Origin of the sequence: Leminorella grimontii, from assembly GCF_039789245.1 — a bacterium.
GTDB lineage: Bacteria > Pseudomonadota > Gammaproteobacteria > Enterobacterales > Enterobacteriaceae > Leminorella > Leminorella grimontii.
The window spans coordinates 1,401,156-1,428,090 of sequence record NZ_CP146357.1; the positions used below are offsets into that span (position 1 = coordinate 1,401,156).

Below are 26,935 nucleotides of genomic sequence, written 5' to 3' on the forward strand. Positions count from 1 at the left end.
TTCAGCGGGCGCTAAAAAACGCTAGATGACCGTTTTCGTCAACCACTGGGCCAGCTCGGCGACCGAGTGGTTTTCTATATTCGCCACCAGTTCAATCACCTTTTCAGTCGCCTGCGGCGTCAGGATGCCGCTGACGTTGTCGCGAAACTTTTGTTCAACGTCGCAGCTACGCATCGGATTCTCCGGGTTGCCATAGTTGACGTTCAGGCGCTTCGTCACTTCGCGGCCGTCTTTAAGCGTCACGGTAATGAAGCCGGGGAAGTAGGTTGGGAAGGGGATTTCGCCCTTCTCGCAGTAGCGGTAGGACACTTTCTTCGACAGTTCCAGCACGTCGGCGCGGGTAAGCTGCTCGGGGCGGAACGACTTCAGGCTTAATCCATCGTCAATCATGCCTGAAGCGACCAGATAGGGCAGGCTGAACTTGGCGGCGTAGGGCGTTTTTGGCTCGAACTTGGTGTCCAGCGGCTCACAAATCAGCGCAGAGGCGATCGGGTCGACGACGCAGTGAATGCGTTCGACGTCTTCAGGCCTGATGCCGTCCTTCAGCAGCATGCGGGCGCAGTCGACGGTCGCATGGGCGAAGTGGCAGCACGGATAGGGCTTAATGGATACGCGCAGCATTTCCCAACGGTCGTCCAGCTCGCTGCACACCTCGGCGGGATCCGCTTCGTTTTGAATACCGTGAGTGACGTACAGGCCAAAGCGGCCTTCAAAGATAGTGAGGGGGCCTGTCATACCCGCATCTGCCAGGTAGGCGGACAGTATGCCTGAGTGGGCCGCCCAGCCCGCGTGGAAGCACTTGGCCGAGGAGCTGTTGGTTAAGTATTCCGCAACGCCGGACGCCTGGCTGCCCGCCAGACCAATGGCGTGGGCGCAGGCTTCGGGCGAGAGCTTCAGCAGGCGTGCGGCGCTGCTGACGGCGCCGAAAATGCCGGCGATAGCGGTAGAGTGGAAACCGCGCTTGTGAAAACTGCCCTTGGAGGCAAGGCCGACGCGAGCCGCCACTTCCCAGCCGATGACGTAGGCGGCGAGCATGTCTTTGCTGCTAAGGTTGAGGTCTTCCGCCAGCGCGATGACCAGCGGCACCAGCACGGCGCTGCCGTGAGCGATGGAGTCGGTATGGGTGTCGTCGAAGTCCAGCACGTGCGAAGCGATGCCGTTGGCCAGCGCGGCGTAGGCCGGAGACAGTTTGAATTCGCTTCCCCACACGTGGCACTTGCCCTGAGTATTCGGCATGGCGTTCAAACCGTTGCGTCCGTTGATGCCGTTGGCCTGTACGGTGCCCGCCAGCGCCACGCCGAGCGTGTCCAACAGGTGGAGCTTGGCGCGCTCGATAACGTGGGGGGGAATAGTGTCAAAGCTTTTGCTGGTAATAAACTGACTAAGTTGTTCGCTGTAAGTCATGGTATCAATTCCAAAATAGGGGCAGGGCTTATTTCATCTGGCCGTACGCCGTTTGACGCTAACGGTGTGCACACCGCGTTTGCTACGACCCGATGAAATAAACACTGTATTGTGCTTGAAAAATTAGACTGCTTATAAACCGTCCTAATAAGCCCCAGAGGATATTCCGGCCGAAAATACAACCTGCTTATATCACCACGGTGCTCGGCCGGAAGAGCGCCTGTATTAGCTTTGGGAGCGCGGCGGGCCTAGCCCTCCTACGGGCACTTCGTTGGCTTACGCCAAGTCGACCCCAACGGAGGCCTCTCCCGCCGTTTGACCCTGTAAGTTTTATCCAAAACTGTTGTCAACAATCTCAAATACGGGGCCGCGAGGCCCCGAAGTCGAGAGGGATCAGTTAAGCCAGCCGCTGGCTTTGACCTCAGCCACGACGCGGTCGACCTGATCCGGCGCGTTGCCGACGTAGGTGGTAGGATCCAGAACGGCGTCAAGCTCTTCTTTGGTCATTGCCGCCTTGATGCGCGGATCGTCAGACAGCGCCTGAGCGAAGGTGCCGCCGTCTTCCAGGCCGTGCATGGCCGCTTCGTACACCAGTTCATGAGCGGTTTGCTTACCGACTTTTTCCGACAGTACGAACATCACGCGCTCTGCCAGCATAAAGCCGCCGAGGATGTCGAGGTTGCTGCGCATTTTGTCTTTCTTCACGTGCAGGCCGGACAGAGTGAACTTCATGTTGTCCAGAATAACTGAAAGCATCAGGCAGATTTCCGGCAGAACTTTCCATTCCATTTTCCAGATGGCGCCGTCGCGCTCGTGCTGGTGCTTCATCAGGTCGAGCAGGATAGAGACGTTGCCTTTCAGCGTATTGCTGACGCAGGAAGCGTTTTCGGTGATAGCCGGGTTGCGCTTGTGGGGCATGGTGGAGGAGCCGACCTGGCCTTTGCCGAACGGCTCGGCCACTTCGTCAAACTCGTTGTGCGCCAGCAGCAGGATTTCGTTGGCGATTTTACCCAGCGTCGCGCTGACCATGCCAAGCACCATGCCGTACTCGCAGAAGCGATCGCGGGCAGGCTGCCAGGAGATTTCCGGTACGCCCAGCTCCAGGCGTGCCAGTACGCGTTTTTCCAGCTCGTCGGCGCGCTCGCCGAAGGAGGCTTTGGTACCGACGGCGCCGACGACGCTGCCGACGAACAGGCGAGGCTCCAACTGAACCAGACGCTCATGATGGCGCATCAATTCAGCAAGCCAAATAGCGGTTTTATGGCCGAAGGTGATAGGAATGGCCTGAAGGGCCAGGGTGCGGCCGGCCATCGGCGTATTGCGATGCTCTTCAGATAGTTTCAACAGTGAACGGCCGATGTCCTGCAGGTCGCGCAGGATGATTTTGTGGGCCATTTTGAATTGCAGCACCATGCCGGTATCCATGACGTCCTGGGTGGTCGGGCCGAAGTGCACGTATTCGCCGAAGCCGTTTGCACAGGCGTGCTCAAGGCCGCGGATGGTGGGAACCAGCGGGTGCTTGGTCAGGCGAACCTGTTCAAGAATGAAGTCCATGTCCAGACGTTCAAGCTTGGCGCAGGCGACGATTTCGTCTGCGGCTTCCTGCGGAATGATGCCCATTTTGGCCTGTTCGATAGCCAGGGCCGCTTCATAGTCCAACCACATTTGCATGCGGACGTTGTCGGAAAATACCTGACGCATCTCTTCGGTGGACCAGAGATTTTTTAGCAGTACTGAGTCAAAAACGCTGGTAGACATACATTTATCTCCTGATAATTGATTTATTCTAAATAGACGAAATCCAGACACTTTAAATATGTGAATGCAATTAAAGATATTGTGATTTTTTTGTGACAATAATCTTCGGATTGAATTAAGTGTCCAATAATGCCAAAAGATAAACAAGGTGTTTTATACCGATATTGCATTAGTAATATTTAACCGTTCTTAAATATTACTAATGTTTTGCTAAAATGGCTTTTTTCTCCGTTTTCTCATTTTTTATTTTTTGCGAGGCATCTTCCTGTTATTGGTATAACTTATTGTTTTATTTTTATATTTTTCTTATATTAGTTCGGCTTTAACAATCTTAAATATAATTAATGTATTAAAGTGAGATCGGGATCAATGTTTGACTAGCTACGGATTTTTTACTTGATCCTTCGGTGGTAGTTTCGAAAAAGAAGGTAAGAAATATAGGCGTATTTACTTAGCAAAATAATTATAGACACATCTTGGATACATAACGATTGTTTCAGTGTTTATTGATAGTTTATTTATTATTACACATCAGTGAATGGTCAATATTTCGGCAAATATTCTATATGAGGAGCAAATAATAATGACTCAAACGCGTAAAACTCGGCTAATTCATGGTGGTAGAGGACAGGCTCGCGATATTGGTCCGGTAAACCCGCCGGTCATGAGAGCCAGCACCATTCTTTTCGACTCCATCACGACCTGGCGCGACGCCCGTAAGCGCAGAGAGACTGAACGTCTTCTCAGCTACGGCGCACGCGGAACGGAAACCGCATTTGCTCTGGAAGAGCTGGTCACCGAACTGGAAGGTGGATATCGCGCACAGCTGTTCCCGACCGGGCTTGCTGCTATCGCGATGACTATCATGGGCTATGCTCATGCCGGTGGACACGTACTGTTTGCCGACTCTGTCTATGCGCCGGTACGTAATATTGCCAAGAGCTTCCTTACGCCGAACAACATCAGCTTCGACTTTTTCAAAACCGACGGCAGTGACTTTGAAGCCAAACTCCGCCCGAATACTCAACTAGTGTTTGCCGAGTCTCCCGGCTCCTTGCTTTATGAAATGCTGGATCTGCCCGAAATCTGCCGTATCGCTCACGAACGCAACATTCCGGTCGCGGTGGACAATACCTGGGGCTCTGCATGGCTCTATAACCCTCTGAAATTGGGCGCAGACGTGTCCGTTATCGCAGCGACCAAGTACCTGTGCGGCCACTCCGACGTGATGATGGGCATCATGGTGGCTAACGAGGAAGCCTGGAAAAAAATTGGCGATCTGCCGGAGGCATTAGGGCAGGTGAGCAGCCCGGACGACGTGTCGCTGGTGCTGCGCGGCGTGAGAACGCTGGGTACTCGCCTGGCGGTTCACGGCCAGAGCGCGCTGACGGTGGCCAAGTGGCTGCAGCAGCGTCCCGAAGTTCTGAAAGTTTACTTCCCGGCACTGGAAGATCATCCGCGTCACGACCTGTACAAGCGCGACTGTAAGGGCGCCAACGGCCTGTTGACCATCGAGCTGAAGCCAGAATATACGCTGGAAAAAGCGGAGGCGCTCATCGATGCGCTGGAACTTTTCGGCATTGGCGCATCCTGGGGCGGCTTTGAAAGTCTGGTTCTACCGGCCAACGTGAAAGATGCTCGCTCCGCGATAGATTGGAGCCAGCACGGACAGTGCATCCGTTTCCATATCGGCCTTGAAGACGTAAACGATCTGCTGGCCGATCTGGAGCAGGGATTTAAGGCGTTGAACGCCTGACGTTAACCGGCGGGCAGGTGTCTCTGCCCGCCAGTCATAGACGGCGGAGCGCCGTTGATACGAGGAAAAATTATGCTTGGCGTTATTCTCGCATTATTAGTGACCGCGCTGGTCATTTTTATGCTGGCGAAAGGCTATAAGCCTCAGCCGGTACTGCTGTTAGGGGGCCTGTTGCTGATGGGGCTGACGGTGGCGTTTGACCTCGGCACGCTGCTGCCGGAGAAAAAAACCACCAACTTTGAGTTTTTTGATATTTTTAAAGTCTTCAGCGACATTTTAAGTTCTCGGATGGCCGGGCTAGGTCTGACGCTGATGGCCATTGCCGGTTTTTCCCGCTATATGGACCACGTCGGCGCCAGCAAGTCGCTGTTCGCGCTGTTTGAGAAGCCGCTGAAGTCCGTTCGTTCGCCGTACCTGCTGCTGGTCGTCGCTTTTCTGGTGACTCAGGTGCTGGTTATCTTCATTCCCAGCCACGCAGGCCTGGGGATGCTGTTGATGGTAACCATGTATCCGATTCTGATCCGTACCGGCGTTAGCCCGCTGTCCGCGCTGGCGGTTATCGGTACCTGTCAGTTTATCGACCACGGGCCGGGGTCCGGCAACGTTATCATGGCGGCGAAAACCGCAGGCATCGATCCGGCCGTCTACTTCGTGCATCACCAGCTGCCGGTCACTATTCCTATTATTATCGCAGTTGCTGTTGCCCACTTTTTCGCACAGCGCTGGTGGGACAAGCGCGAAGGCTTCGTGTTTAATCAGGATGCGCTGGACAAAATCGACCATAACGACCACAGCCGTCCGCCGCTGATTTACGCGCTGTTGCCGGTGGTGCCGCTGGTGTTGATTATCGGCTTTAGCCCGATCTTCAAGTCAGTCATCAAGATGGACGTCACTACCGCGATGATCATCAGTACCATCGTGGCGCTAATATTCGAATATTTCCGCCTGAAAAGCGCCAAGGCCGTTATGGACAGCTTCATGCTGTTCTTCGAAGGCATGGGCAAACAGTTTGTGCTGGTTGTTTCGCTGATTGTCTGTGGTGAAGTGTTCGCAAATGGCCTGCTGGCCGTCGGCGCGGTTGACACTATGATCACTGCGGCGCAAAACGCGGGCTTCGGCGTCGGCGCCATGATTATCGTTATGAGCTTCATCCTGGCGCTGGCCGCCTTCCTGATGGGCTCCGGCAACGCGGCGTTCTTCTCCTTCGCTGCCCTGACGCCGAAAATCGCCGCCTTCCTGAAGGTTGACGTAGTAACGCTGATCCTGCCGATGCAGATCATGACCAGCTTTGGCCGCACGGTGTCGCCGATCACAGCTGCGATCGTTGCCATCGCGGGCATCGCCGGCGTGTCTCCGTTCCAAATCGTTAAGCGTACGGCAATACCGATGGCGGTGGCCGCCATCGTGAACCTGGTGATGACGTTTGTCTATCTGGGATAATTGGTTGTAAGCAGTGGTATAAAAACAGGCTCCGTTGAGAGCCGCCCAGCCCCGGAGGTTCACCGCTTTCGGGGCTTCATTACATAATCAATCTTTCACCCCGTAAGCGCTGCGCTTACGGGGTGTTTGTCTTTTTAAGAGGCTAAATATGATGGCGTGAATCCTTTTGCGATCTTTCGTCCTCTGGTTAAGAGAACGCGCAATTATATGAGGAGTTCATCATGCTGGGTTTAAAACGAAATCTGTGTGTTGGGAGGCGTCTTAGCCGTTTGGGATTCGCCGTTTTGATTGGTTTGGGGGCATATTATTTTCTGGAAATGAGGGGATTACAGGTGCTAGCGTTTGTTATCGCCGCGACGCTAGCTGCGCCTGGGCTTCTTGGATTTTGCCCCCTCAGGTTTGTTCTGAACAGAAGATCGGGAGACTTGTAGCGATGATTCAGGCAAACGAAGCGTTGATTGAGGCCGCCTGTGCCGGCAGTGAACAGGCGCTGTCACACCTGCTTATCGTCTGTCAGCCGGACTTGAAACGATTTGCTCGTCGTACCTGCTCAACCAGTGAGGACGCTGAAGACGCGGTACAGATCGCGCTATGGCAACTGTATAAAAAGGTCGGCACGCTGAGAACCGTGGCGGCCTTTAGCGGCTGGCTGTTTCGCATCGTCGAGCGAGAATGCTACCGGCTGTTTCGAAGGACGTACACCGAGTCCATTTCCGAAAGGTTTGACGATGCCGTCGAACGCTTGACTGACGATGAGCTGTGTATCGACCTGGCTCGCTCGATTGCCGAACTGCCGCAGGCTTACCGTATCGTCTTTATTTTGCGTGATATTGAAGGGTGGACTACGCCGGAGGCCGCGGAAAAGCTTGGGCTTAGTCCTGAAGCGGTGAAAAGTCGGCTTCATCGCGCACGGGCCGCCGTTCGAGACAATCTAAGTCGAAGTGGGTATCGGCAGTCCAGCACTGCTTTGTATACCAATGCCGAATCAGACGACTGAAACGCATAGTCAGACCTTTTCATACACCACATTGAGAAATGCTAATCATGAACAATTACCAATCACCGGATGATTTTCAACAAACGGCATCATTGCTTAATTTGGCTCCGCAAGAAGGCGCTGCGTTTATGGCGTTTGACCATGCGGTCAGGCGTGAGGATGGACACATCCCGCCGAAAGTTCGTGAATTTATTGCATTGGCCGTGGCGTTGACCACGCAATGCGCATACTGCCTGGATGTTCATACAAAAAGAGCGAAGCGGGCGGGAGCGACGGGGGAGGAGCTGGCCGAACTGGTGTCGATTGCCGCTGCGGTACGCTCTGGGGCGACGATGGGGCACGGCCTGATGGCTTTGCGCTTGTTTGAAGCAGGCCTCAAGACTGACTGAGAGGACGGCACATTAAAAAAGAAAGCCTCACTCACCGTTTAGCGGGTGAGGCTTGCCTTGAGGGAAGAAGGTAAACGTTACCTACGATACTTGAAATATTCTCGTCGTTGCTAAGCTGTTGGGCAATGTTGCTCTCAAACACAGAGATAAGGCAAACGTCTTCAGAAAAGAACTAACCGTTCGCGTGCGGTAAGCGCCTTCTTAACCCTCTTCTATATACCTCTTTATAATGTAAAAACGCATGTACGTCGGTTAGATAAAATCCTATCCGATGAGGTGTCGCAACAACGCGTTTGAACGTTTCTATTACGTCGCGCTGAAAAGTTTCAGGCAGCCCAGCCAAATGTCAAAATCAGTGTTGCAAAAACGGGAAGATACGCGTTTTTTTATCTACACTTGTCTTTAGCTGTGCTCGCAACCCGCATCTGGACTAGGAGGACTAAATGAACAATATGTGCTTAAAATATTTTGTGATGTGCTCTGTATCAAAGAAAAGAAGGTGTTAATCAGTGGTAAAAAAATCTATTTCTGTCAAAATAGCCTGCTGATTGGGTTCAGCTATCTGGGAGGCTGACTCGATTTAGTTAGTTTCTGAGAGTAAGTTTTGATTTTCCTGATTGTATCCATAATTGTTTGTTTGATGTTGACAATATGTTGTAAAGAAGAGTAAAACGCCCACTGAATCACTGCGTAAGACAGTGAGCCTTGATTGCCTAAAACGGATGCAGGGATGGACGTTTTACTTTTGTCGTCACCGGACCGGTTCACGCCGTGAGCAGTCCGAGTAATACTATTTTTTAAACAGAGTAGTAAGAGCATGCCTACAAGCACCGAAGTCGTAGCCCATAACTGGGCCCTTGCCGTTTATATCATCGTCGCCCTGGGCCTGTGCGCCTTTATGCTGATCGCCGCTTATTTCCTCGGCGGCCGCGCTCGGGCCAGAACCAAAAACGTACCGTATGAATCCGGTATCGACGCCGTCGGATCCGCGCGCCTGCGCCTGTCCGCCAAATTCTATCTGGTCGCGATGTTCTTCGTTATCTTCGACGTTGAAGCCCTGTACCTGTACGCCTGGTCCGTTTCCGTTAGGGAAAGCGGCTGGATAGGCTTCATCGAGGCGACCATTTTCATATTCGTTCTGCTGGCCGGACTGTTTTATCTGGTGCGCATCGGCGCGCTGGACTGGACGCCCGCGCGCTCCAAGCGTCAGCTGAAAAACAAGATCCCCAACAATTTGCAGTAACTGCGAGGCTTGAAGATGAAATATACGCTCACTCGCGTAGACCTTGACGGCGATAATGACCGTTATCCGCTACAGAAGCAGGAAATCGTTACCGACCCGCTGGAGCAGGATGCCCAAAAGGGCATCTTTATGGGCAAACTCGACACCGCGCTGAACGACGTTGTCAACTGGGGGCGTAAGAACTCCCTGTGGCCGTTTAACTTCGGCCTTTCCTGCTGCTACGTAGAAATGGTGACCTCTTTTACCGCTGTACACGACGTTTCCCGCTTCGGGGCGGAAGTGCTGCGCGCCTCGCCTCGCCAGGCGGACTTCATGGTCGTGGCCGGCACCTGCTTCGTCAAAATGGCGCCGGTTATTCAGCGCCTGTATGACCAAATGCTGGAGCCCAAGTGGGTTATTTCCATGGGCGCCTGCGCCAACTCCGGCGGCATGTACGACATCTATTCCGTCGTGCAGGGCGTGGACAAGTTTATTCCGGTCGACGTGTATATTCCCGGCTGCCCGCCGCGCCCGGAGGCCTATATGCAGGCGCTGCTGCTTTTGCGTGATTCTATCGGTCAGGAACGCCGCCCGCTGTCGTGGGTTGTCGGCGAACAGGGCGTATACCGCGCCAATATGCAGTCAGAAAAAGACCGTAAGCGCGCGGAGCGCATCGCGGTGACCAACCTGCGTACGCCTGACGAAATTTAACGATTTTAATTTGAGTAATGAGCGGCGATATCACTATGACAGAACCAATGACGCAAGAGTGCGCCCTGCCGGAATGGCAGACTCGGGATCATCTCGATGACCCGGTAATCGGCGAACTGCACCATCGCTTTGGACCTGACGCCTTTACCGTTCAACCTACCCGTACCGGCGTGCCGGTGGTGTGGGTGAAGCGGGAGCAGCTTTTAGAGGTCATGGCTTTTTTACGTAAGCTACCTAAACCTTATTCCATGCTGTTTGACCTGCATGGCGTAGACGAGCGCTTACGCACCCACCGTCAGGGCCTTCCTGCGGCGGACTTTTCCGTGTTCTACCACCTGATTTCCGTTGAGCGCAACAAAGACATCATGCTGAAAGTCGCGCTGGCGGAAAGCGACCTGCACGTGCCGACGGTCACTAAGCTTTTCCCCAACGCGAGCTGGTATGAGCGCGAAACCTGGGATCTGTTCGGCATCGTTATCGACGGCCACCCGAACCTTCGGCGCATCATGATGCCGCTGACCTGGGAAGGGCACCCGTTGCGTAAAGACTACCCGGCGCGCGCCACCGAATTCGATCCGTTCGTGCTGACCAAGGCGAAAGAAGATCTGGAAATGGAGTCGCTGACCTTCAAGCCCGAAGAGTGGGGCATGAAGCGCGGCACCAAAAACGAAGACTTCCTGTTCCTGAACATGGGGCCGAACCACCCGTCTTCTCACGGCGCGTTCCGCATTATTCTGCAGCTTGACGGCGAAGAGATCGTCGACTGCGTGCCGGACGTCGGCTACCACCACCGCGGTGCCGAAAAGATGGGTGAGCGTCAGTCGTGGCACAGCTATATTCCGTTTACCGACCGCATCGAGTATCTGGGCGGCTGTGTTAACGAGATGCCTTACGTGCTGGCGGTTGAAAAACTGGCGGGTATCGAAGTACCGGATCGCGTGAAAACCATTCGCGTCATGTTGTCCGAGCTGTTTCGCATCAATAGCCACCTGCTGTATATCTCCACCTATATTCAGGACGTCGGCGCAATGACGCCGGTGTTCTACGCCTTTAGCGACCGCGCCCGTATCTATGACATCGTTGAAGCCGTTACCGGTTTCCGCATGCACCCGGCGTGGTTCCGTATCGGCGGCGTGGCGCACGATCTGCCGAAAGGCTGGGACAAGCTTTTGCGCGAATTCCTCGACTGGATGCCCAAGCGCCTTGACTCCTACGTGAAGGCCGCGCTGAAGAACACCATTTTGAAAGGCCGTACCGTCGGCGTCGCTCAGTACAGCGCAGAAGAAGCGCTGGCCTGGGGCGTTACCGGCGCCGGCCTGCGCGCCACCGGCGTGAACTTCGACGTTCGTAAGGCGCGTCCTTACTCTGGCTATGAGAACTTCGAGTTCGAAGTGCCCATCAGCTATAACGGCGACTGCTACGACCGCGTCATGCTGAAGGTGGAAGAGCTGCGTCAGAGCTTGCGCATTCTTGAGCAGTGCCTGAAGAACATGCCGGAAGGGCCGTTCAAGGCTGACCATCCGCTGACGACGCCGCCGCCGAAGGAAAGAACCCTGCAGCACATCGACACTCTGATTAACCACTTCTTGCAGGTGTCGTGGGGTCCGGTGATGCCGGCTAACGAGTCTTTCCAGATGGTGGAAGCCACCAAAGGGATCAACAGCTACTATCTGACCAGCGATGGCGGCACCATGAGCTATCGCACGCGGATACGTACGCCAAGCTTTGCGCACCTGCAGCAGATCCCCGCCGTCATTCGTGGCTGCCTGGTATCGGACCTTATCGTCTACCTGGGCAGCATTGATTTTGTTATGTCAGACGTGGATCGCTAACTATGACCGATAAAGAAATTTTCACGCTGAGCGCGGAAGAGCTCGACGCCATCGAGCATGAGAAGCACCACTATGAAGATCCGCGCGCGGCGTCCATCGAAGCCCTGAAGCTCGTTCAGAAGAAGCGCGGCTGGGTGCCGGACGGCGCAATAACCGCCATTGCCGAGGTGCTGGGCATTCCCGCCAGCGACGTCGAGGGCGTAGCGACGTTTTACAGCCAAATCTATCGTCGCCCGGTTGGGCGCCACGTTATTCGCTACTGCGACAGCGTGGTGTGCTACATCAATGGCTATCACGCCATTGAAGCGGCACTGCAGAAAAAGCTGAACGTCAAGCCGGGGCAAACCACGTTTGACGGGCGTTTCACCCTGCTGCCTACCTGCTGTCTGGGCAACTGCGACAAGGGGCCGAGCATGATGATCGATGAGGACACTCACGAACAGCTGAAGCCGGAAGATATTGATAAACTGCTGGAGCAATATCAATGAGCGGGCCAAATTTCCTGGGAACTCAACGCGTTCTTACCGAAGAGCAGCATCCGCTGACCTGGCGCCTGCGCGCTGACCATCAGCCGGTCTGGTTTGATGAATATCGCGCCAAGAATGGCTACGTTGGCGCAGAAAAGGCGCTAAAGGGCATGGCCCCCGATGAGATCGTGGCGACCGTCAAGGACTCCGGTCTGAGCGGCCGCGGCGGGGCGGGCTTCTCCACCGGTCTTAAGTGGAGCCTGATGCCGAAAGACGAAAGCATGAACGTCCGTTACATTCTGTGTAACGCCGACGAGATGGAACCGGGCACCTATAAGGACCGCCTGCTGATGGAGCAGCTTCCCCACCTTTTAGTGGAAGGGATGCTTATCGGCGGCTTCGCGCTGAAAGCCTATCGCGGCTATATCTTCCTGCGCGGCGAGTATATCGAAGCGGCGGAGAACCTGCGTCGCGCCATCGAAGAGGCCAAGCAGGCCGGCTTCCTCGGTAAAAACATTTTAGGCAGCGGCTTTGACTTTGAGCTGTTTGTCCACACCGGCGCCGGTCGCTATATCTGCGGTGAAGAAACCGCGTTGATTAACTCGCTGGAAGGCCGCCGCGCCAACCCGCGCTCCAAGCCGCCGTTCCCGGCGACCGTGGGCGCCTGGGGCAAGCCGACCTGCGTCAACAACGTCGAAACTCTCTGCAACGTGCCGTCTATCGTTCAGCACGGTCCCGAGTGGTATCGCGGGCTGTCTGCCGGCAAGAGCCAGGACGCGGGCACCAAGCTGATGGGTTTCTCCGGTCGCGTGAAGAACCCCGGCCTGTGGGAGCTGCCGTTCGGCATCACCGCGCGCGAGCTGCTGGAAGACTACGCTGGCGGCATGCAGGACGGCCTGAAGCTGAAGGCCTGGCAGCCAGGCGGCGCGGGCACTGACTTTCTAACCGAAGCGCACCTCGATCTGCCGATGGAATTCTCCAGCATCGCTAAAGCGGGCAGCCGTCTGGGCACCGCGCTGGCGATGGCGGTAGACGATAAGATCAATATGGTCGGGCTGTGCCGCAATCTGGAAACGTTCTTTGCGCGCGAGTCCTGCGGGTGGTGTACGCCGTGCCGCGACGGCCTGCCGTGGACGGTAAAAATCCTGACGGCGCTGGAGAAGGGCGAAGGTCAGCCGGGGGATATCGAAACCCTCGAGCAGCTGTGCCGCTTCCTGTCGCCGGGCCACACCTTCTGCGCACTGGCGCCGGGTGCGGTCGAGCCTTTGCAGAGCGCAATAAAGTATTTCCGAGAAGAGTTTGAGGCCGGCATCAAAGTGAAGACCTTTAATAACCTCAGCTCAATTGCCGGTATCCAGCCGAACCTGCTGAAGCAGCGCTGGTAAACGAATTTTTTTTAAGTTATCTGCCCGCGGTTGCGGGCTACAGGAAGCATGCTGACTATGGCAACGATTCATGTAGACGGCGAAGAATACGAAGTTGACGGCGCGGAGAACCTCCTGCAGGCGTGTCTCTCGCTCGGACTCGATATTCCTTACTTTTGCTGGCATCCGGCGCTGGGTAGCGTCGGCGCTTGCCGCCAATGTGCGGTTAAGCAGTTCCAGGGGCCTGACGATAAGCGCGGGCGCCTGGTTATGTCGTGTATGACCCCGGCATCTGACGGTAGCTATATTTCTATCGAAGATGAAGAGGCCGTTAAGTTCCGCGAAGCCGTGGTGGAATTCTTGATGGTCAACCACCCGCACGACTGTCCGGTGTGCGAGGAGGGGGGCAACTGTCACTTACAGGATATGACGGTCATGACCGGCCACAGTTTCCGTAAGTACCGTTTTAACAAGCGTACCCACAACAATCAGGATCTCGGACCTTTCATTAATCATGAAATGAACCGCTGCATCGCCTGCTACCGCTGCGTTCGCTACTATAAAGACTACGCGGGCGGCGAAGACTTCGGCGTCTACGGCTCTCACGACAACGTTTACTTCGGTCGTCCGGAAGACGGCGTGCTGGAGAACGAGTTCTCCGGCAACCTGGTAGAAGTGTGTCCGACCGGCGTATTCACCGATAAGACTCACTCCGAGCGCTATAACCGCAAGTGGGACATGCAGTTTGCTCCGAGCATTTGCCAGCAGTGCAGCGTCGGCTGTAACACCAGCCCCGGCGAGCGCTACGGCGAGCTGCGTCGCATCGAGAACCGCTACAACGGCACGGTAAACCACTATTTCCTGTGCGACCGCGGCCGCTTCGGCTACGGCTACGTCAACCTGAAAGACCGTCCGCGCACGCCGCTACAGCGCCGCGGCGAGGACTGGATTTCTCTGAACCCCGATCAGGCCCTACAGGGCGCGGCCGACCAGCTGCGCCAGTCTAAAAAAGCCATTGGCATCGGTTCTCCTCGCGCCAGCCTGGAAAGCAACTACGCGCTGCGTCAATTGGTCGGCGCGGAAAACTTCTCCACCGGCATGAGCGCGCAGGAGCTGGCTCGCGTGCAGCTGATGCAGAAGATCCTCAAAGAGAGCGGTCTGCACACGCCGTCGCTGCGTGAAATCGAAAGCTACGACGCGGTGCTGGTGCTGGGCGAAGACGTCACGCAAACCGGCGCACGCATCGCGCTGGCCATCCGTCAGGCGGTGAAGGGCAAGGCGCGCGACATCGCCGCCGCCCAGCGCGTAGCGGACTGGCAGATTGCCGCCGTGCAGACTATCGGTCAGCACGCCAAGCATCCGCTGTTCGTCACCGGCGTGGATAAAACCCGCTTAGACGACGTCGCCGCGTGGAGCTACTGCGGAAGCGTAGAAGAGCAGGCACAGCTAGGCTTCGCCATTGCCCACGGGCTGGACGCTTCGGCTCCGGCTGCGGACGTCTCTTCCGACCTTAAGAAGAAAATCGACATCGTCGTTCAAGCGCTGTCGGGCGCCAAGAAGCCGCTGATTATCACCGGCAGCGGCGCGGGCAGTGAGGCAGTGATTCAGGCCGCCGCCAACGTCGCTCTGGCGCTGAAAAAGCGCGAGCAGGACGTCGCGATTACCTTCGTCGCCGCCGAATCCAACAGCATGGGCGTCGCCATGATGGGCGGCAGCTCCATCGACGAGGCGCTGGCGCAGGTTGAGCGTGGAGACGCCGATACGCTTATCGTGATGGAAAACGACCTGTATCGTCACGCGCAAAAATCGCGCGTAGACGCCGCGCTGGCAAAGGTTGAGAACCTAATCGTTCTCGATCACCAGCGTACGGACGTGATGGAAAAGGCTAACCTGATTCTGTCAAGCGCGAGCTTCGCCGAAAGCGACGGTACGCTGGTCAACCAGGAGGGCAGGGCGCAGCGCTTCTTCCAGGTTTACGATCCCGATTTCTACAATAAAGATCCGGCTCATCCGGCCCATATGCTGGAAAGCTGGCGCTGGCTGCACTCGCTGGAAAGCGTCTACAACAGCCGCCGCGTTGACTGGACTCAGCTTGACCACGTGGTCGACGCCGTCGCCAAATCCTTCCCGGAAATGGCCGCCATCGTCGACGCCGCGCCGGACGCCACCTTCCGCGTGAAGGGGCAGAAGCTGGCTCGCGAACCTCACCGCTACAGCGGCCGCACCGCCATGATGGCGGACGTCAGCGTCCACGAGAAGCGTCAGCCGCAGGATAAAGACACTGCCTTTACGTTCTCGATGGAAGGCTATAACGCGCCGGAAGCGGACCGCCAGCAGGTTCCGTTTGCCTGGGCTCCGGGTTGGAACTCACCGCAGGCCTGGAACAAATTCCAGGCGGAAGTGGGCGGCAACCTGCGCGCAGGTGACCCGGGCGTCCGCCTGTTCGAGAAGGCGCAGGACGCGTCTCTTGGTTACTTTGACGCCACCGTGGCCGCGGACGCTCAAGGGCTGCGCGTCGCGCCTTACTATCACCTGTTCGGCAGCGATGAAACGTCGCAGCGTTCAGAGGTGATCCAAAGCCGCATGCCGCAGGCCTACGTCATGCTTAACGCACAGGACGCCGCCGCGCTTAACCTTGGCGCAGACGCCGTGGTCAGCTTCAGCTGCGCGGGAAGCGAGCTAAAGCTTCCGGTTCGCCTGAGTGATTCGCTGGGTAAAGGACTGGTTGGCCTGCCGCTGGGCCTGCCGGGTATTTCGCCGGCGCTTATCGGCGAGCGCGTTGAAAACCTGAAGGAGGCGACGCTATGAGTCTGATATCTCCGGAAGCCGTTGAGGTTTTAGCCTCGGTCGGCAAGGCGGTGGTCATCCTGCTGGTGGTCGTCACCTGCGGCGCGCTGATGAGCTTTGGCGAGCGCCGCCTGCTGTCTTTGTTTCAGGACCGCTACGGGCCAAACCGCGTAGGGCCGTTCGGCTCGTTGCAGATTGTTGCCGACATGATCAAGATGTTCTTTAAAGAGGACTGGGTCCCCAACTTCTCTGACAAGACCATCTTTACGCTGGCGCCGATGATTGCCTTTAGCTCCATGCTGCTGGCGTTTTCCATCGTGCCGGTCACGCCGACCTGGGGCGCGTCCGACCTGAACATCGGCATCCTGTTCTTCTTCATGCTGGCCGGGCTGGCGGTGTACGCCGTGCTGTTCGCCGGCTGGTCGAGTAACAACAAGTATGCGCTGCTGGGCGCCATGCGCGCCTCCGCGCAGACGCTGAGCTATGAGGTGTTCCTCGGACTTTCTCTGATGGGCATCGTCGCGGTGACCGGCTCTTTCAACATGCGCGACATCGTTGAAGCGCAGGCCGACGTATGGTTTGTCATTCCGCAGTTCTTTGGCTTCCTGACCTTTATCATCGCGGGCGTTGCGGTGACTCACCGCCACCCGTTTGACCAACCGGAAGCGGAGCAGGAGCTGGCGGACGGCTACCACATCGAATATTCCGGCATGAAGTTCGGCCTGTTCTTCGTCGGCGAATACGTTGGTATCGTAACCATCTCTGCGCTGATTGTGACGCTGTTCTTCGGCGGATGGCAGGGACCGTTTCTGCCGCCGGTGCTGTGGTTTGCCTTAAAGACCGGCTTTTTCATGATGATGTTTATTCTGGTGCGCGCCTCATTGCCTCGTCCACGTTACGACCAGGTGATGGCGTTCGGCTGGCGGGTTTGCCTGCCGCTGACGCTGCTGAACCTGCTGGTGACGGCCGCCGTTATTCTGTACAGAGCGCAGTAAGGGAGAGAGAACCATGACCTTAAAAGACATAGTGGTTGGGTTCGGCACCCAGGTTCGCAGCCTGTGGATGATCTTTACCCATGCGTTCCACAAGCGCGATACCCGAATGTATCCGGACGTGCCGATTTACGTACCGCCCCGCTATCGCGGCCGCATCGTGCTGACGCGCGACCCCGACGGCCAGGAGCGCTGCGTTGCCTGTAACCTGTGCGCAGTCGCCTGCCCGGTAAGCTGTATTTCGCTGCAAAAGGCGGAAACGGAAGACGGGCGCTGGTATCCGGAGTTTTTCCGCATCAACTTCTCTCGCTGCATTTTCTGCGGCATGTGCGAAGAAGCCTGTCCGACGACCGCTATCCAGCTGACGCCGGACTTCGAAATGGCGGATTTCAAGCGTCAGGATCTGGTGTATGAGAAAGAAGATTTGCTGATCTCCGGGCCGGGCAAATATCCCGACTATAACTTCTACCGGATGTCCGGTATGGCGATCGAAGGCAAGGGCAAAGGCGAAGCCGAGCACGAGTCCGAGCCGGTCGATCTTAAGAGCCTGTTACCCTAAAGGAGCCGAACGTGGAAATTGCATTTTATGTTGCAGCGGCCATTGCCGTTTTGGCGACGCTCCGGGTGATAACCCATACCAATCCGGTACACGCGTTGCTGTATTTAATCGTCTCTCTGTTGGCTATTTCGGCGACGTTTTTCTCGCTGGGCGCCTACTTCGCAGGGGCGTTGGAGATCATCGTTTACGCCGGCGCCATCATGGTGCTGTTCGTGTTCGTCGTCATGATGCTTAACCTGGGCGATTCGGTCGCCAATCAGGAGCGCGAGTGGCTTAAGCCCGGCGTTTGGATTGGCCCGGCCGCGCTGTGTCTGGTGCTGCTGGTCATTCTTGGCTACGGCATATTCAGCGTCTCCGGCCAGTCTATTACCGGCGAGCTGATTGACGCCAAGCGCGTTGGCGTGAGCCTGTTTGGCCCTTACGTGCTGGCGGTGGAGCTTGCGTCCATGCTGCTGTTGGCTGGTCTGGTGGTGGCTTACCACCTGGGCCGTGAGAACAAGAGCCTTGACGGCGCGCTTTCTAAAACGGAGGAACAAGCATGATCCCATTGGAACATGGTCTGATACTGGCCGCGATACTGTTTGCGCTAGGGCTGACCGGGCTGCTGATTCGCCGTAATCTGCTGTTTATGCTGATAAGCCTCGAAATTATGATCAACGCGGTAGCGTTGGCGTTCGTCGTGGCGGGGAGCTACTGGCAACAGCCGGATGGACAGGTGATGTACATTCTGGTGATAAGCCTTGCGGCGGCGGAGGCCAGCATCGGCCTGGCGCTGTTGCTACAGCTTCACCGTCGTCGTCAAACTCTGAATATCGACACAGTCAGTGAGATGCGCGGATGAATAACTTACTCTTTTTAACCATACTGTTTCCGCTGCTGGGCTTTTTGCTGCTGGCGTTCTCACGCGGCCGCTGGTCTGAAAACAACTCTGCCGTTATCGGCGTGGGTTCGGTCGGGCTGTCTGCGTTAACGACGGCGTGGATTGTCTATCAGTTCCTGTCTCAGGGCAGCCATACGGCGGTATCCCATCAGGCGCTGTGGACCTGGATGCAGGTCGACGGCTTCCACATCAGCGTTACGCTGACGCTTGATAGCCTGTCTGCTACCATGCTGTCCGTTGTGACCGGCGTAGGCTTCCTTATCCACCTGTACGCATCGTGGTACATGCGCGGTGAAGAGGGCTATTCCCGCTTCTTCGCCTATACCAACCTGTTTATCGCCAGCATGGTGGTTCTGGTGCTGGCCGATAACCTGATGCTGATGTACCTCGGCTGGGAAGGGGTGGGGCTGTGCAGCTACCTGCTGATTGGCTTCTACTACACTAACCCGAAAAACGGCGCGGCGGCGATGAAGGCGTTTATCGTTACCCGCATCGGCGACGTGTTCCTGGCCATTGGCCTGTTTATCCTTTACACCGAGCTGGGCACCCTCAACGTGCGCGAGCTGCTGGTGCTGGCGCCGCAGAAGTTTGCCGTCGGCGACAGCGCCATGTACTGGGCGACCCTGATGCTGATGGGCGGCGCGTTCGGTAAGTCGGCTCAGCTTCCGCTGCAAACCTGGCTGGCGGACGCGATGGCGGGCCCGACGCCGGTTTCTGCGCTTATCCACGCGGCGACCATGGTGACCGCGGGCGTTTACCTTATCGCCCGCACGCATGGCCTGTTCCTGCTGGCGCCTGACGTTCTGAACATGGTGGGCATCGTCGGTGCGGTTACGCTCCTGATGGCGGGTTTCGCCGCGCTGGTGCAAACCGACATCAAGCGCGTTCTGGCCTACTCAACCATGAGTCAGCTGGGCTACATGTTCCTGGCGCTGGGCGTACAGGCGTGGGATGCGGCGATTTTCCACCTGATGACCCACGCGTTCTTCAAGGCGCTGCTGTTCCTGTCGTCCGGTTCGGTCATTCTGGCCTGTCACCACGAGCAGAACATTTTCAAAATGGGTGGCCTGCGCAAGAAGATCCCGCTGGTTTATGCCTGCTTCCTGGTGGGCGGCGCGGCGCTGTCGGCGCTGCCGCTGGTGACCTCCGGCTTCTTCAGTAAGGACGAAATCCTGTTTGAAGCTTACGCATCCGGCCACGTTAACCTGATGCTGGCGGGCTTAGTCGGCGCCTTCCTGACGTCGCTGTATACCTTCCGCATGATCTTCATCGTTTTCCACGGCGAAGAGAAGACCCACGCGCACTCGGTCGGCGGCATTTCCCATACTCTGCCTCTGGTCGTGCTGCTGGTGCTTTCCACCGCGGTCGGCGCGTTCCTGGCCATTCCGCTGGACGGCGTGCTGCCGGTTCGCCACGTGCCGGAAGAGGGCAAGATGATGCTTGAGATGGTGTCCGGCGGCGTTGCGATTGTCGGTATCCTGCTGGCGATGGTTCTCTACCTCGGCAAGCGTCAGGCGGTCGAGTCCGTAGCGCAAAGCGCGCCGGGCAAGTTCCTGTCTACCTGGTGGTACAACGCATGGGGCTTCGACTGGCTGTATGACAAAGTGTTCGTTAAGCCTTATTTGGCGGTGGCGAAGCTGATTGCACGCGATCCGATGAACGCAATGATGAATCTGCTCGGCATGTTCGTCAGGCTGTGCAACCGTACGCTGGTCGTCAGTGAGAACGGTATGCTGCGCTGGTATGCCGCATCCGTAGGTATGGGCGCAGTGGTCGTATTGGCTCTGTTGTTGTTGGTTTAACTGAATAACTTAGATGAGTTTTTCAAATAAAGGATACAAAACGCCATGCTACTACCTTGGCTAATACTTTTACCCTTTATCGGCGGCTTCCTGTGCTGGCCGGGCGAGCGTCTGGGTAAACAGGCGCCCCGCTGGATTGCGCTGATTTCGATGGGGCTGACGCTGCTCCTTTCACTGTACCTGTGGATGGACTCAGGGTTTACCGTAACGTCCGCCCAAAACCTGTGGCTGGGCGAGCCGTTCCGCGTTAACTGGATCCCGAGCCTCGGCATCCAGATCCATCTGGCGCTGGACGGTCTCTCGCTGCTGATGGTGGTGCTGACGGCCTTTCTGGGCATTCTCGCCATCGTCTGTTCCTGGACGGAAGGACAGCGCTCTCAGGGATTTTTCCACCTGAACCTGCTGTGGATTCTGGGCGGCGTCATGGGCGTGTTCATGGCCGTCGACATGTTCCTGTTCTTCTTCTTCTGGGAAATCATGCTGGTGCCGATGTACTTCCTTATCGCCCTGTGGGGGCACAAGGGGTCTGACGGCAAAACCCGCATCAGCGCGGCGACCAAGTTCTTTATCTATGCGCAGGCCAGCAGCCTGTTCATGCTGATAGCCATCGTCGGCTTGGTGTTCGTTCACTTCAGGGCGACCGGCGTGCTGACCTTCAACTACGAAGACTTGCTCAATACGCCGATGTCTTACGGCATGCAGTATCTGCTGATGCTGGGCTTCTTTATCGCCTTCGCTATGAAGATGCCGGTGGTGCCGCTTCACGGTTGGCTGCCCGATGCGCACAGTCAGGCGCCGACGGCGGGCTCCGTCGACTTGGCCGGCCTACTGTTGAAAACGGCGGCCTACGGCCTGCTGCGCTTTACGCTGCCGTTCTTCCCGGAGGCCTCCCACGCGTTTGCGCCAGTGGCCATGTGGCTGGGCGTTATCGGCATCTTCTACGGCGCGTGGATGGCGTTTGTTCAAACCGACGTTAAGCGCCTTATCGCCTACACCAGTATTTCCCACATGGGCTTCGTGATGATCGCTATCTACAGCGGCAGCGTGCTGGCCTATCAGGGCGCGGTGGCGCAGATGATTGCCCACGGCCTGTCGGCGGCGGGGCTGTTTATCATCAGCGGCCAGCTGTATGAGCGCCTGCATACGCGCGATATGCGTGAGATGGGCGGCCTATGGAAGCGCATTCGCTATCTGCCCGCGCTGTCTCTGTTCTTCGCCGTAGCGACTCTGGGTATGCCGGGAACCGGCAACTTCGTCGGCGAATTTATGATTCTGTTCGGCAGCTTCCGCGTGGTTCCGGCCATTACGGTTGTCGCCACCTTTGGTTTGGTATTCGCATCGGTGTACTCACTGATTATGATGCAGCGTGCCTATTACGGCGCGCCTAAGTCAGACCAGCCGATTGCGGGATTGAATGCGCGCGAGTTCATCATGATCCTGCTGTTGGTCGTGCTGCTGGTTCTGTTAGGCGTTTACCCTCAGCCGGTTCTGGATACGTCACACTCCGCCGTCAGCACCATCTCTCAGTGGTTTAGCGCTGCGGCTCCCGTATCACCAGACATGTCTATAGGAAAGTAAATCGCCATGACACTCACTGCACAACATATGCTTGCTCTGTTACCGCTGTTAATCGTTGGATTGACCGTGGTGGTTGTGATGCTGTCCATTGCGTGGCGACGCGATCACTTCCTGAATGCGACGCTTGCGGTTATCGGCCTCAACGTCGCGCTGTTTTCGCTGTTCATCGTTGGGCAGCAGCCAGCCATGGATGTGACGCCGCTGCTGAAAGTGGACGGTTTCTCGGTCTTCTTCATCGCGCTGGTGCTGTTGGCAAGCCTTGCTACCTGCACCTTTGCCTATCCGTGGCTTGCGGGCTATCCGGACAACAAAGAAGAGTTTTACCTGCTGGTGCTGATTGCGGCGCTGGGCGGCGTGGTTCTGGCCTGCGCCAATCACCTGGCCTCGCTGTTTATCGGTATCGAGCTGCTCTCCTTGCCGCTGTTTGGCCTGGTGGGATATGCCTACCGCCAGCGGCGTTCGCTGGAAGCGTCCGTGAAGTACATGGTGCTGTCCGCTGCGGCGTCCTCCTTCCTGCTGTTCGGTATGGCAATGCTGTACGCCGGTACCGGCGCGCTGTCCTTTGAGGCGCTAGGCCGCAGCATGAGCGACGGTGCGATGCATCAGCCGCTTCTTATCCTCGGCTTGGGCATGATGCTGGTTGGCTTTGGCTTTAAGCTGTCTCTGGTGCCGTTCCAGCTGTGGACGCCGGACGTCTATCAGGGCGCGCCTGCGCCGGTATCGACCTTCCTGGCGACCGCCAGCAAAATCGCCATCTTCGGCGCGCTGATGCGGATGTTTATGTACGCGCCGGTGGCCGATAGCGAATCCGTACGTACGGTGTTGGCGATTATTGCTTTCTGTTCGATCCTGTTCGGCAACATGCTTGCCATCAGCCAGAGCAACATCAAGCGCATGCTGGGCTACTCTTCTATCGCGCACTTGGGCTACCTGCTGGTGGCGCTGATCGCGGTTCAGGGCAACCAGCTTTCCGTCGAAACGGTGAACGTCTATCTGGCCGGCTACCTGTTTGCAAGCCTCGGCGCATTCGGCGTAGTGAGTCTGATGTCCAGCCCCTATACCGGGCCGGACGCCGAGTCGCTGCACGCCTATCGCGGCCTGTTCTGGCACAAACCCATCCTGTCGGCGGTGCTGACGGTGATGATGCTGTCTCTGGCCGGCGTGCCGATGACGTTAGGCTTCATCGGTAAGTTCTACGTTATCGCCATCGGTGTGAGCGCAGACCTGTGGTGGCTGACGCTGACGGTCGTTGCGGGCAGCGCCATCGGCCTGTACTACTATCTGCGCGTTATGGTGAGCCTGTATCTGGAAGCGCCGCAGGAGCTTAAGCGCGACACGCCGAGCAACTGGGCATTGACGGCGGGCGGCGTGGTCGTTCTGCTGTCTGCGCTGGCGGTGCTGTTCTTCGGCCTGTATCCGGAGCCGCTGGTCGCATTGGCGAAATATGCGTTCCCTATGATGCTTTAATCAGGTATATGGCATAGAGGCTTTGGCCTGACGAATTATGCAATAACCACTCCTATGGCCGGTCAGTAAATACTGACCGGCTATTTTTTTATTTTAGCGTTTTCACTCTTTTACCTTCTAATTGCATCCCTACTTCAAGCCTATAAAACGCAGATTTTTTCCTTCGCGAATAGGCTTACTTGATTTCTGCTCAATGATTATCCATCGATCTATAATATTATTTAACGCAATAAAATTAGAATTTAAGCCATATTTAATGGATAATCCTAGAGATACGTTTCGGTAGCGAGCTAGGTCACTATGTATAACTTATCGTTTGCTGCCGCAAGAGTGAGACAACTTAGAAAAAGCATGGACGCTTGCCAATGAATTTACCTACCTTTTCACGTACTGCCGTTGCCGTATGGATGTGCCTGTTCTCGGCAGCGGGAAATGCTGCCAATGTCGACTGGAAATATAGCGAATCAACGGATTGGGGAAACCAAAATAACTGGAACGGCGGAGTGCTTCCCGGCGTTTCCGATTTTGTGCGCATTTCGGAAGATGGAGATAAGGGCCCGGCTATTGACGGCGGCGCATTTAATATTGGCGGCCTGTCCATAGGCAACGGCGGCGCTAACGGCGCGTTGAGCATTTTAAACGGCGGCGAGTTAACCAGCGGCGTCGGCTATCACATTAACTATATTGGTAACGATGAGGGTACTACCGGGAGCGTGACCGTTTCGGGCTCTGGCTCGACGTGGAATATCGCCGACGGCAGCGTGCTGTATTTGGGAGGCAGCGGCAGCGGGTCTCTACTCATCGAAAACGGCGCGTCGGTTAACCTGTTGCCCAGCGCCGCCCCGGTTGTCGGCGGGATTTATTCCAATATCTATATGGGCGCTAATAATCCTGGCGGTACCGACTCTTTAACCGTTACCGGCGCAGGTTCCAGCCTTAATATTGCCTCCTGGCTGCTGCTGGCCTACGGCGGCAACAACACCTTTCACAATACGACGTCTATCGTTAACGTCAGCAACGGCGGTGCCATTACGGCGGACGGTATCGACGTCGGCTATGGCGGCCACGGCATTATGACCATCAGCAGCGGAGGCGTCGTCACTACGGAGCACGGTCTGGTCTCGCCTTACGCTGGTTCCAAGGGGGAACTGACTATCACCGGCGCAGGCTCTCGTTGGACGGTGGCGCAGAAGATGACGCTCGCCAGCCAAGGGGATGCGACTTTAGTTATTAATGACGGTGGTCAGTTGATCGACAGTTCAAGCTTCGCTGCCGTGGCCTCTGGCTCGAACGCAAAGATGCTTGTTAGTGGCGCAGGCTCAAGCTGGCGCACCGCAAACGATCTGACCGTCGGCTACGGCGGTGATGCCCGCCTGACGGTCAGCAACGGCGGATTGCTTGAAAGCGGGCAGGGCTACGCGTCGCTCATGGCCGGCTCGACGAGCCAAATTATGGTGACCGGCGCCGGTTCCCGCTGGAACAACGACAGCCTGCTGGTCGTTGGCTATTACGGCGATGCGGCGCTGACCGTCGCCAACGGCGCGGCGGTTTCCGTGAACGGCGATTTATACGTTGCGGCGGCCTCCGGCAGCCGCGGCGTGATCAATATAGGCGCAGCGCAGGGGGATGCTCCAACGGCGCCCGGCACGTTGGAAGCGAAAAACCTCACGTTTGGTGACGGTGACGGCGCCGTGGCGTTTAACCACAGCGACGTCAGCGGCGCGTACCTGTTTGAAACCGCGATGGCGGGGCAGGGGCGGGTTGACGCCTACAGCGGTATTACCGTGATGTCGGGGCAAAACGAATACAGCGGCGAAACGACGATCTACGGTGGCGAAATCGCCGCTTCCGGCGCTCAAACGCTAAGCCCGAATTCCGCCTATGCGGTCAAATCGAACGGCCGCCTGAACCTGGCGGGATATAGCCATACGCTGGATAGTCTGGACAACGCCGGCGCAGTCGGGCTGATGGGCATACCGGGCGGCGGGGGCAATCGCGCTTTTTATAACGCCGCCGATGAGAACGCGATGCTTACCGTTGAGCACGACGTGAAGAACTCGGGCGCAATCTATCTCGGCGATACTGAAGGCCGCTCTCGCGTCGGCAACAGCCTTATCGTGAAGGGCAACTATCAGGGCGACGACGGCAGCCTGCATTTCAATACGACTCTGGGCGACGACAGTTCGCCGACCGATACCATGACGGTACAGGGCAATACCTCCGGGCTCACCTACGTCAGCGTCAGTAACGCGGGCGGCAGCGGCGCCAGCACGCTGGACGGCATTAAGCTGATTCAGGTTGACGGCCAGTCTGAGGGCGAGTTCGTTCAACGCGGGCGGATCGCTGCCGGCGCCTACGACTATACGCTGGGAAGAGGGCTGAACGGCAAAGAGAAAAACTGGTATCTGACCAACGCAGGCGTGCGCCCAGAGGGGGGCGAGTATGCAGCAAACCTGGCGGCGGCCAATGGCATGTTCGTTATGCGCCTGCACGACAGGCTGGGAGAAACCCAGTATACCGACGCATTGACCGGTGAGAAAAAGGTCACCAGTCTGTGGCTGCGCAACGTCGGCGGGCACAATCGCTCTCGCGACGACAGCGGGCAGTTGAAAACCCAAAGCAACCGCTACGTGGTTCAACTGGGGGGCGATGTCGCCCAGTGGGGCAACGACGGCGACTCGCGTTTGCATCTGGGGCTGATGGCGGGCTACGGCAGAGCGGAAAGCAGAACCCGCTCCGGCGTTCTGGACTATCGCGCCAACGGGACCGTGGACGGCTACAGCGCCGGGATGTACCTCACCTGGTACGACAATCAGCCGGATAAGTCCGGCCTCTACGTTGACAGCTGGGTTCAGTACGGCTGGTTCAATAACACCGTCAAAGGAGACGACGTTGCCGAGGAAAGCTACGATTCCAGCGGCGTGACCGCCTCTGTTGAAAGCGGCTATACCTTTAAGCTGGGTGAAAGGCAGCGCGGCCCTCAGAACAAAGAGCAGTTCTTCATTCAGCCGAAGTTCCAGGCGGTTTGGATGGGCGTTGGCGCAGACGACCATAAAGAAAGCAACAGCACCCGCGTGACGGGAGAAGGAAAGGGTAACCTGATGACGCGCCTGGGCGTCAGGCTTTATGCGCAGGGGCATCACGAAATAGATAACGGAAAAAATCGCCTGTTCGAGCCGTTTATCGAAGCCAACTGGATCCACAACACCAAGCAGTTCGGCGGAACGATGAACGGCGTGACCGTCTATCAGGCCGGTACCAAGAACATCGGCGAGCTGAAGCTGGGCGTAGAGGGAATGCTGAACCCTAACTTCAACCTGTGGGGCAACGTCGGCCAGCAGCTTGGCGATGACGGGTATAGCGATACGTCGGTGGTGTTAGGCGTGAAGTATTTGTTTTAGAATGACAGCTGCGTTTACGTTTAGAAGCTAGACCTGAACGCATTACTTGCTGTAAAAACGCCCAAATGCGCACAACCGCCGTTTGGGCATTTTTTTTACCTGTTTTTGTGCGCGAAGCGCCGTATAATC

The 26,935-nt window shown here is 56.7% G+C and carries 20 protein-coding genes; 18 read left to right on the forward strand and 2 right to left on the reverse strand.

What is annotated here, in order from left to right; all coding sequences use genetic code 11:
* Positions 1–21: 21 nt before the first annotated feature.
* On the reverse strand, positions 22–1,404 hold the full coding sequence (locus V8L73_RS06820; RefSeq protein WP_027274357.1) for an MmgE/PrpD family protein: 1,383 nt from the start codon (positions 1,402–1,404) through the stop codon (positions 22–24).
* A gap of 393 nt (positions 1,405–1,797) precedes the next feature.
* Entirely contained in the window at positions 1,798–3,162 is a 1,365-nt protein-coding gene (gene purB, locus V8L73_RS06825) for an adenylosuccinate lyase (RefSeq protein ID WP_027274358.1), read from the reverse strand.
* Positions 3,163–3,745: 583 nt separating this feature from the next.
* On the opposite strand from purB, the gene metC reads away from it, so the two are divergent.
* From metC to V8L73_RS06915, 18 genes are all read left to right on the forward strand, one after another.
* Positions 3,746–4,918 (forward strand): cystathionine beta-lyase, encoded by a 1,173-nt coding sequence (metC, locus tag V8L73_RS06830; RefSeq protein WP_261831530.1) that lies wholly within the window; start codon positions 3,746–3,748, stop codon positions 4,916–4,918.
* A 72-nt stretch (positions 4,919–4,990) separates the two neighbouring features.
* The gene (dcuC, locus tag V8L73_RS06835) at positions 4,991–6,358 is read left to right on the forward strand and encodes a C4-dicarboxylate transporter DcuC (RefSeq protein ID WP_027274360.1); all 1,368 of its coding nucleotides are present in this window, start codon (positions 4,991–4,993) and stop codon (positions 6,356–6,358) included.
* Between the two features lie 433 nt (positions 6,359–6,791).
* Complete coding sequence (locus V8L73_RS06840) at positions 6,792–7,355, forward strand: RNA polymerase sigma factor (protein ID WP_051155671.1); 564 nt, start codon at positions 6,792–6,794, stop codon at positions 7,353–7,355.
* A 47-nt stretch (positions 7,356–7,402) separates the two neighbouring features.
* Positions 7,403–7,744, forward strand: a complete 342-nt coding sequence (locus V8L73_RS06845) for a carboxymuconolactone decarboxylase family protein (protein WP_347254466.1) — start codon at positions 7,403–7,405, stop codon at positions 7,742–7,744.
* Positions 7,745–8,561: 817 nt separating this feature from the next.
* Positions 8,562–8,987 (forward strand): NADH-quinone oxidoreductase subunit A, encoded by a 426-nt coding sequence (locus tag V8L73_RS06850; protein WP_027274363.1) that lies wholly within the window; start codon positions 8,562–8,564, stop codon positions 8,985–8,987.
* A 15-nt stretch (positions 8,988–9,002) separates the two neighbouring features.
* Entirely contained in the window at positions 9,003–9,677 is a 675-nt protein-coding gene (locus V8L73_RS06855; protein ID WP_027274364.1) for a NuoB/complex I 20 kDa subunit family protein, read from the forward strand.
* 35 nt (positions 9,678–9,712) lie between these two features.
* Positions 9,713–11,509 (forward strand): NADH-quinone oxidoreductase subunit C/D, encoded by a 1,797-nt coding sequence (nuoC, locus tag V8L73_RS06860; RefSeq protein ID WP_347254467.1) that lies wholly within the window; start codon positions 9,713–9,715, stop codon positions 11,507–11,509.
* 2 nt (positions 11,510–11,511) lie between these two features.
* Positions 11,512–11,997, forward strand: a complete 486-nt coding sequence (nuoE, locus tag V8L73_RS06865) for an NADH-quinone oxidoreductase subunit NuoE (protein ID WP_027274366.1) — start codon at positions 11,512–11,514, stop codon at positions 11,995–11,997.
* A complete protein-coding gene (gene nuoF / locus V8L73_RS06870; protein WP_027274367.1) occupies positions 11,994–13,361 on the forward strand; it encodes an NADH-quinone oxidoreductase subunit NuoF in 1,368 nt (455 codons plus the stop codon). Before nuoE ends, nuoF begins: the two co-directional genes overlap by 4 nt.
* A gap of 57 nt (positions 13,362–13,418) precedes the next feature.
* Positions 13,419–16,148, forward strand: coding sequence for an NADH-quinone oxidoreductase subunit NuoG (gene nuoG, locus V8L73_RS06875; protein ID WP_347254468.1), 2,730 nt, complete (start codon positions 13,419–13,421; stop codon positions 16,146–16,148).
* On the forward strand, positions 16,145–17,122 hold the full coding sequence (nuoH, locus tag V8L73_RS06880; RefSeq protein WP_027274369.1) for an NADH-quinone oxidoreductase subunit NuoH: 978 nt from the start codon (positions 16,145–16,147) through the stop codon (positions 17,120–17,122). Before nuoG ends, nuoH begins: the two co-directional genes overlap by 4 nt.
* A 13-nt stretch (positions 17,123–17,135) precedes the next feature.
* A complete protein-coding gene (gene nuoI / locus V8L73_RS06885) occupies positions 17,136–17,678 on the forward strand; it encodes an NADH-quinone oxidoreductase subunit NuoI (RefSeq protein WP_027274370.1) in 543 nt (180 codons plus the stop codon).
* Positions 17,679–17,689: 11 nt separating this feature from the next.
* Entirely contained in the window at positions 17,690–18,220 is a 531-nt protein-coding gene (nuoJ, locus tag V8L73_RS06890; protein WP_027274371.1) for an NADH-quinone oxidoreductase subunit J, read from the forward strand.
* Entirely contained in the window at positions 18,217–18,519 is a 303-nt protein-coding gene (gene nuoK, locus V8L73_RS06895) for an NADH-quinone oxidoreductase subunit NuoK (protein ID WP_027274372.1), read from the forward strand. Before nuoJ ends, nuoK begins: the two co-directional genes overlap by 4 nt.
* Positions 18,516–20,360, forward strand: coding sequence for an NADH-quinone oxidoreductase subunit L (nuoL, locus tag V8L73_RS06900; RefSeq protein WP_261831534.1), 1,845 nt, complete (start codon positions 18,516–18,518; stop codon positions 20,358–20,360). The genes nuoK and nuoL overlap by 4 nt, the downstream gene beginning before the upstream one ends.
* 45 nt (positions 20,361–20,405) lie before the next feature.
* Positions 20,406–21,938 carry an NADH-quinone oxidoreductase subunit M gene (gene nuoM / locus V8L73_RS06905; RefSeq protein WP_347254469.1) on the forward strand — a complete coding sequence of 511 codons (1,533 nt, stop codon included), beginning with the start codon at positions 20,406–20,408 and terminating at the stop codon, positions 21,936–21,938.
* Between the two features lie 6 nt (positions 21,939–21,944).
* Positions 21,945–23,405 carry an NADH-quinone oxidoreductase subunit NuoN gene (nuoN, locus tag V8L73_RS06910; RefSeq protein WP_027274375.1) on the forward strand — a complete coding sequence of 487 codons (1,461 nt, stop codon included), beginning with the start codon at positions 21,945–21,947 and terminating at the stop codon, positions 23,403–23,405.
* A 365-nt stretch (positions 23,406–23,770) separates the two neighbouring features.
* Positions 23,771–26,806: an autotransporter outer membrane beta-barrel domain-containing protein gene (locus V8L73_RS06915; protein ID WP_347254470.1), complete on the forward strand. Its 3,036-nt coding sequence runs from the start codon at positions 23,771–23,773 to the stop codon at positions 26,804–26,806.
* The last annotated feature ends 129 nt before the right edge of the window (positions 26,807–26,935 follow it).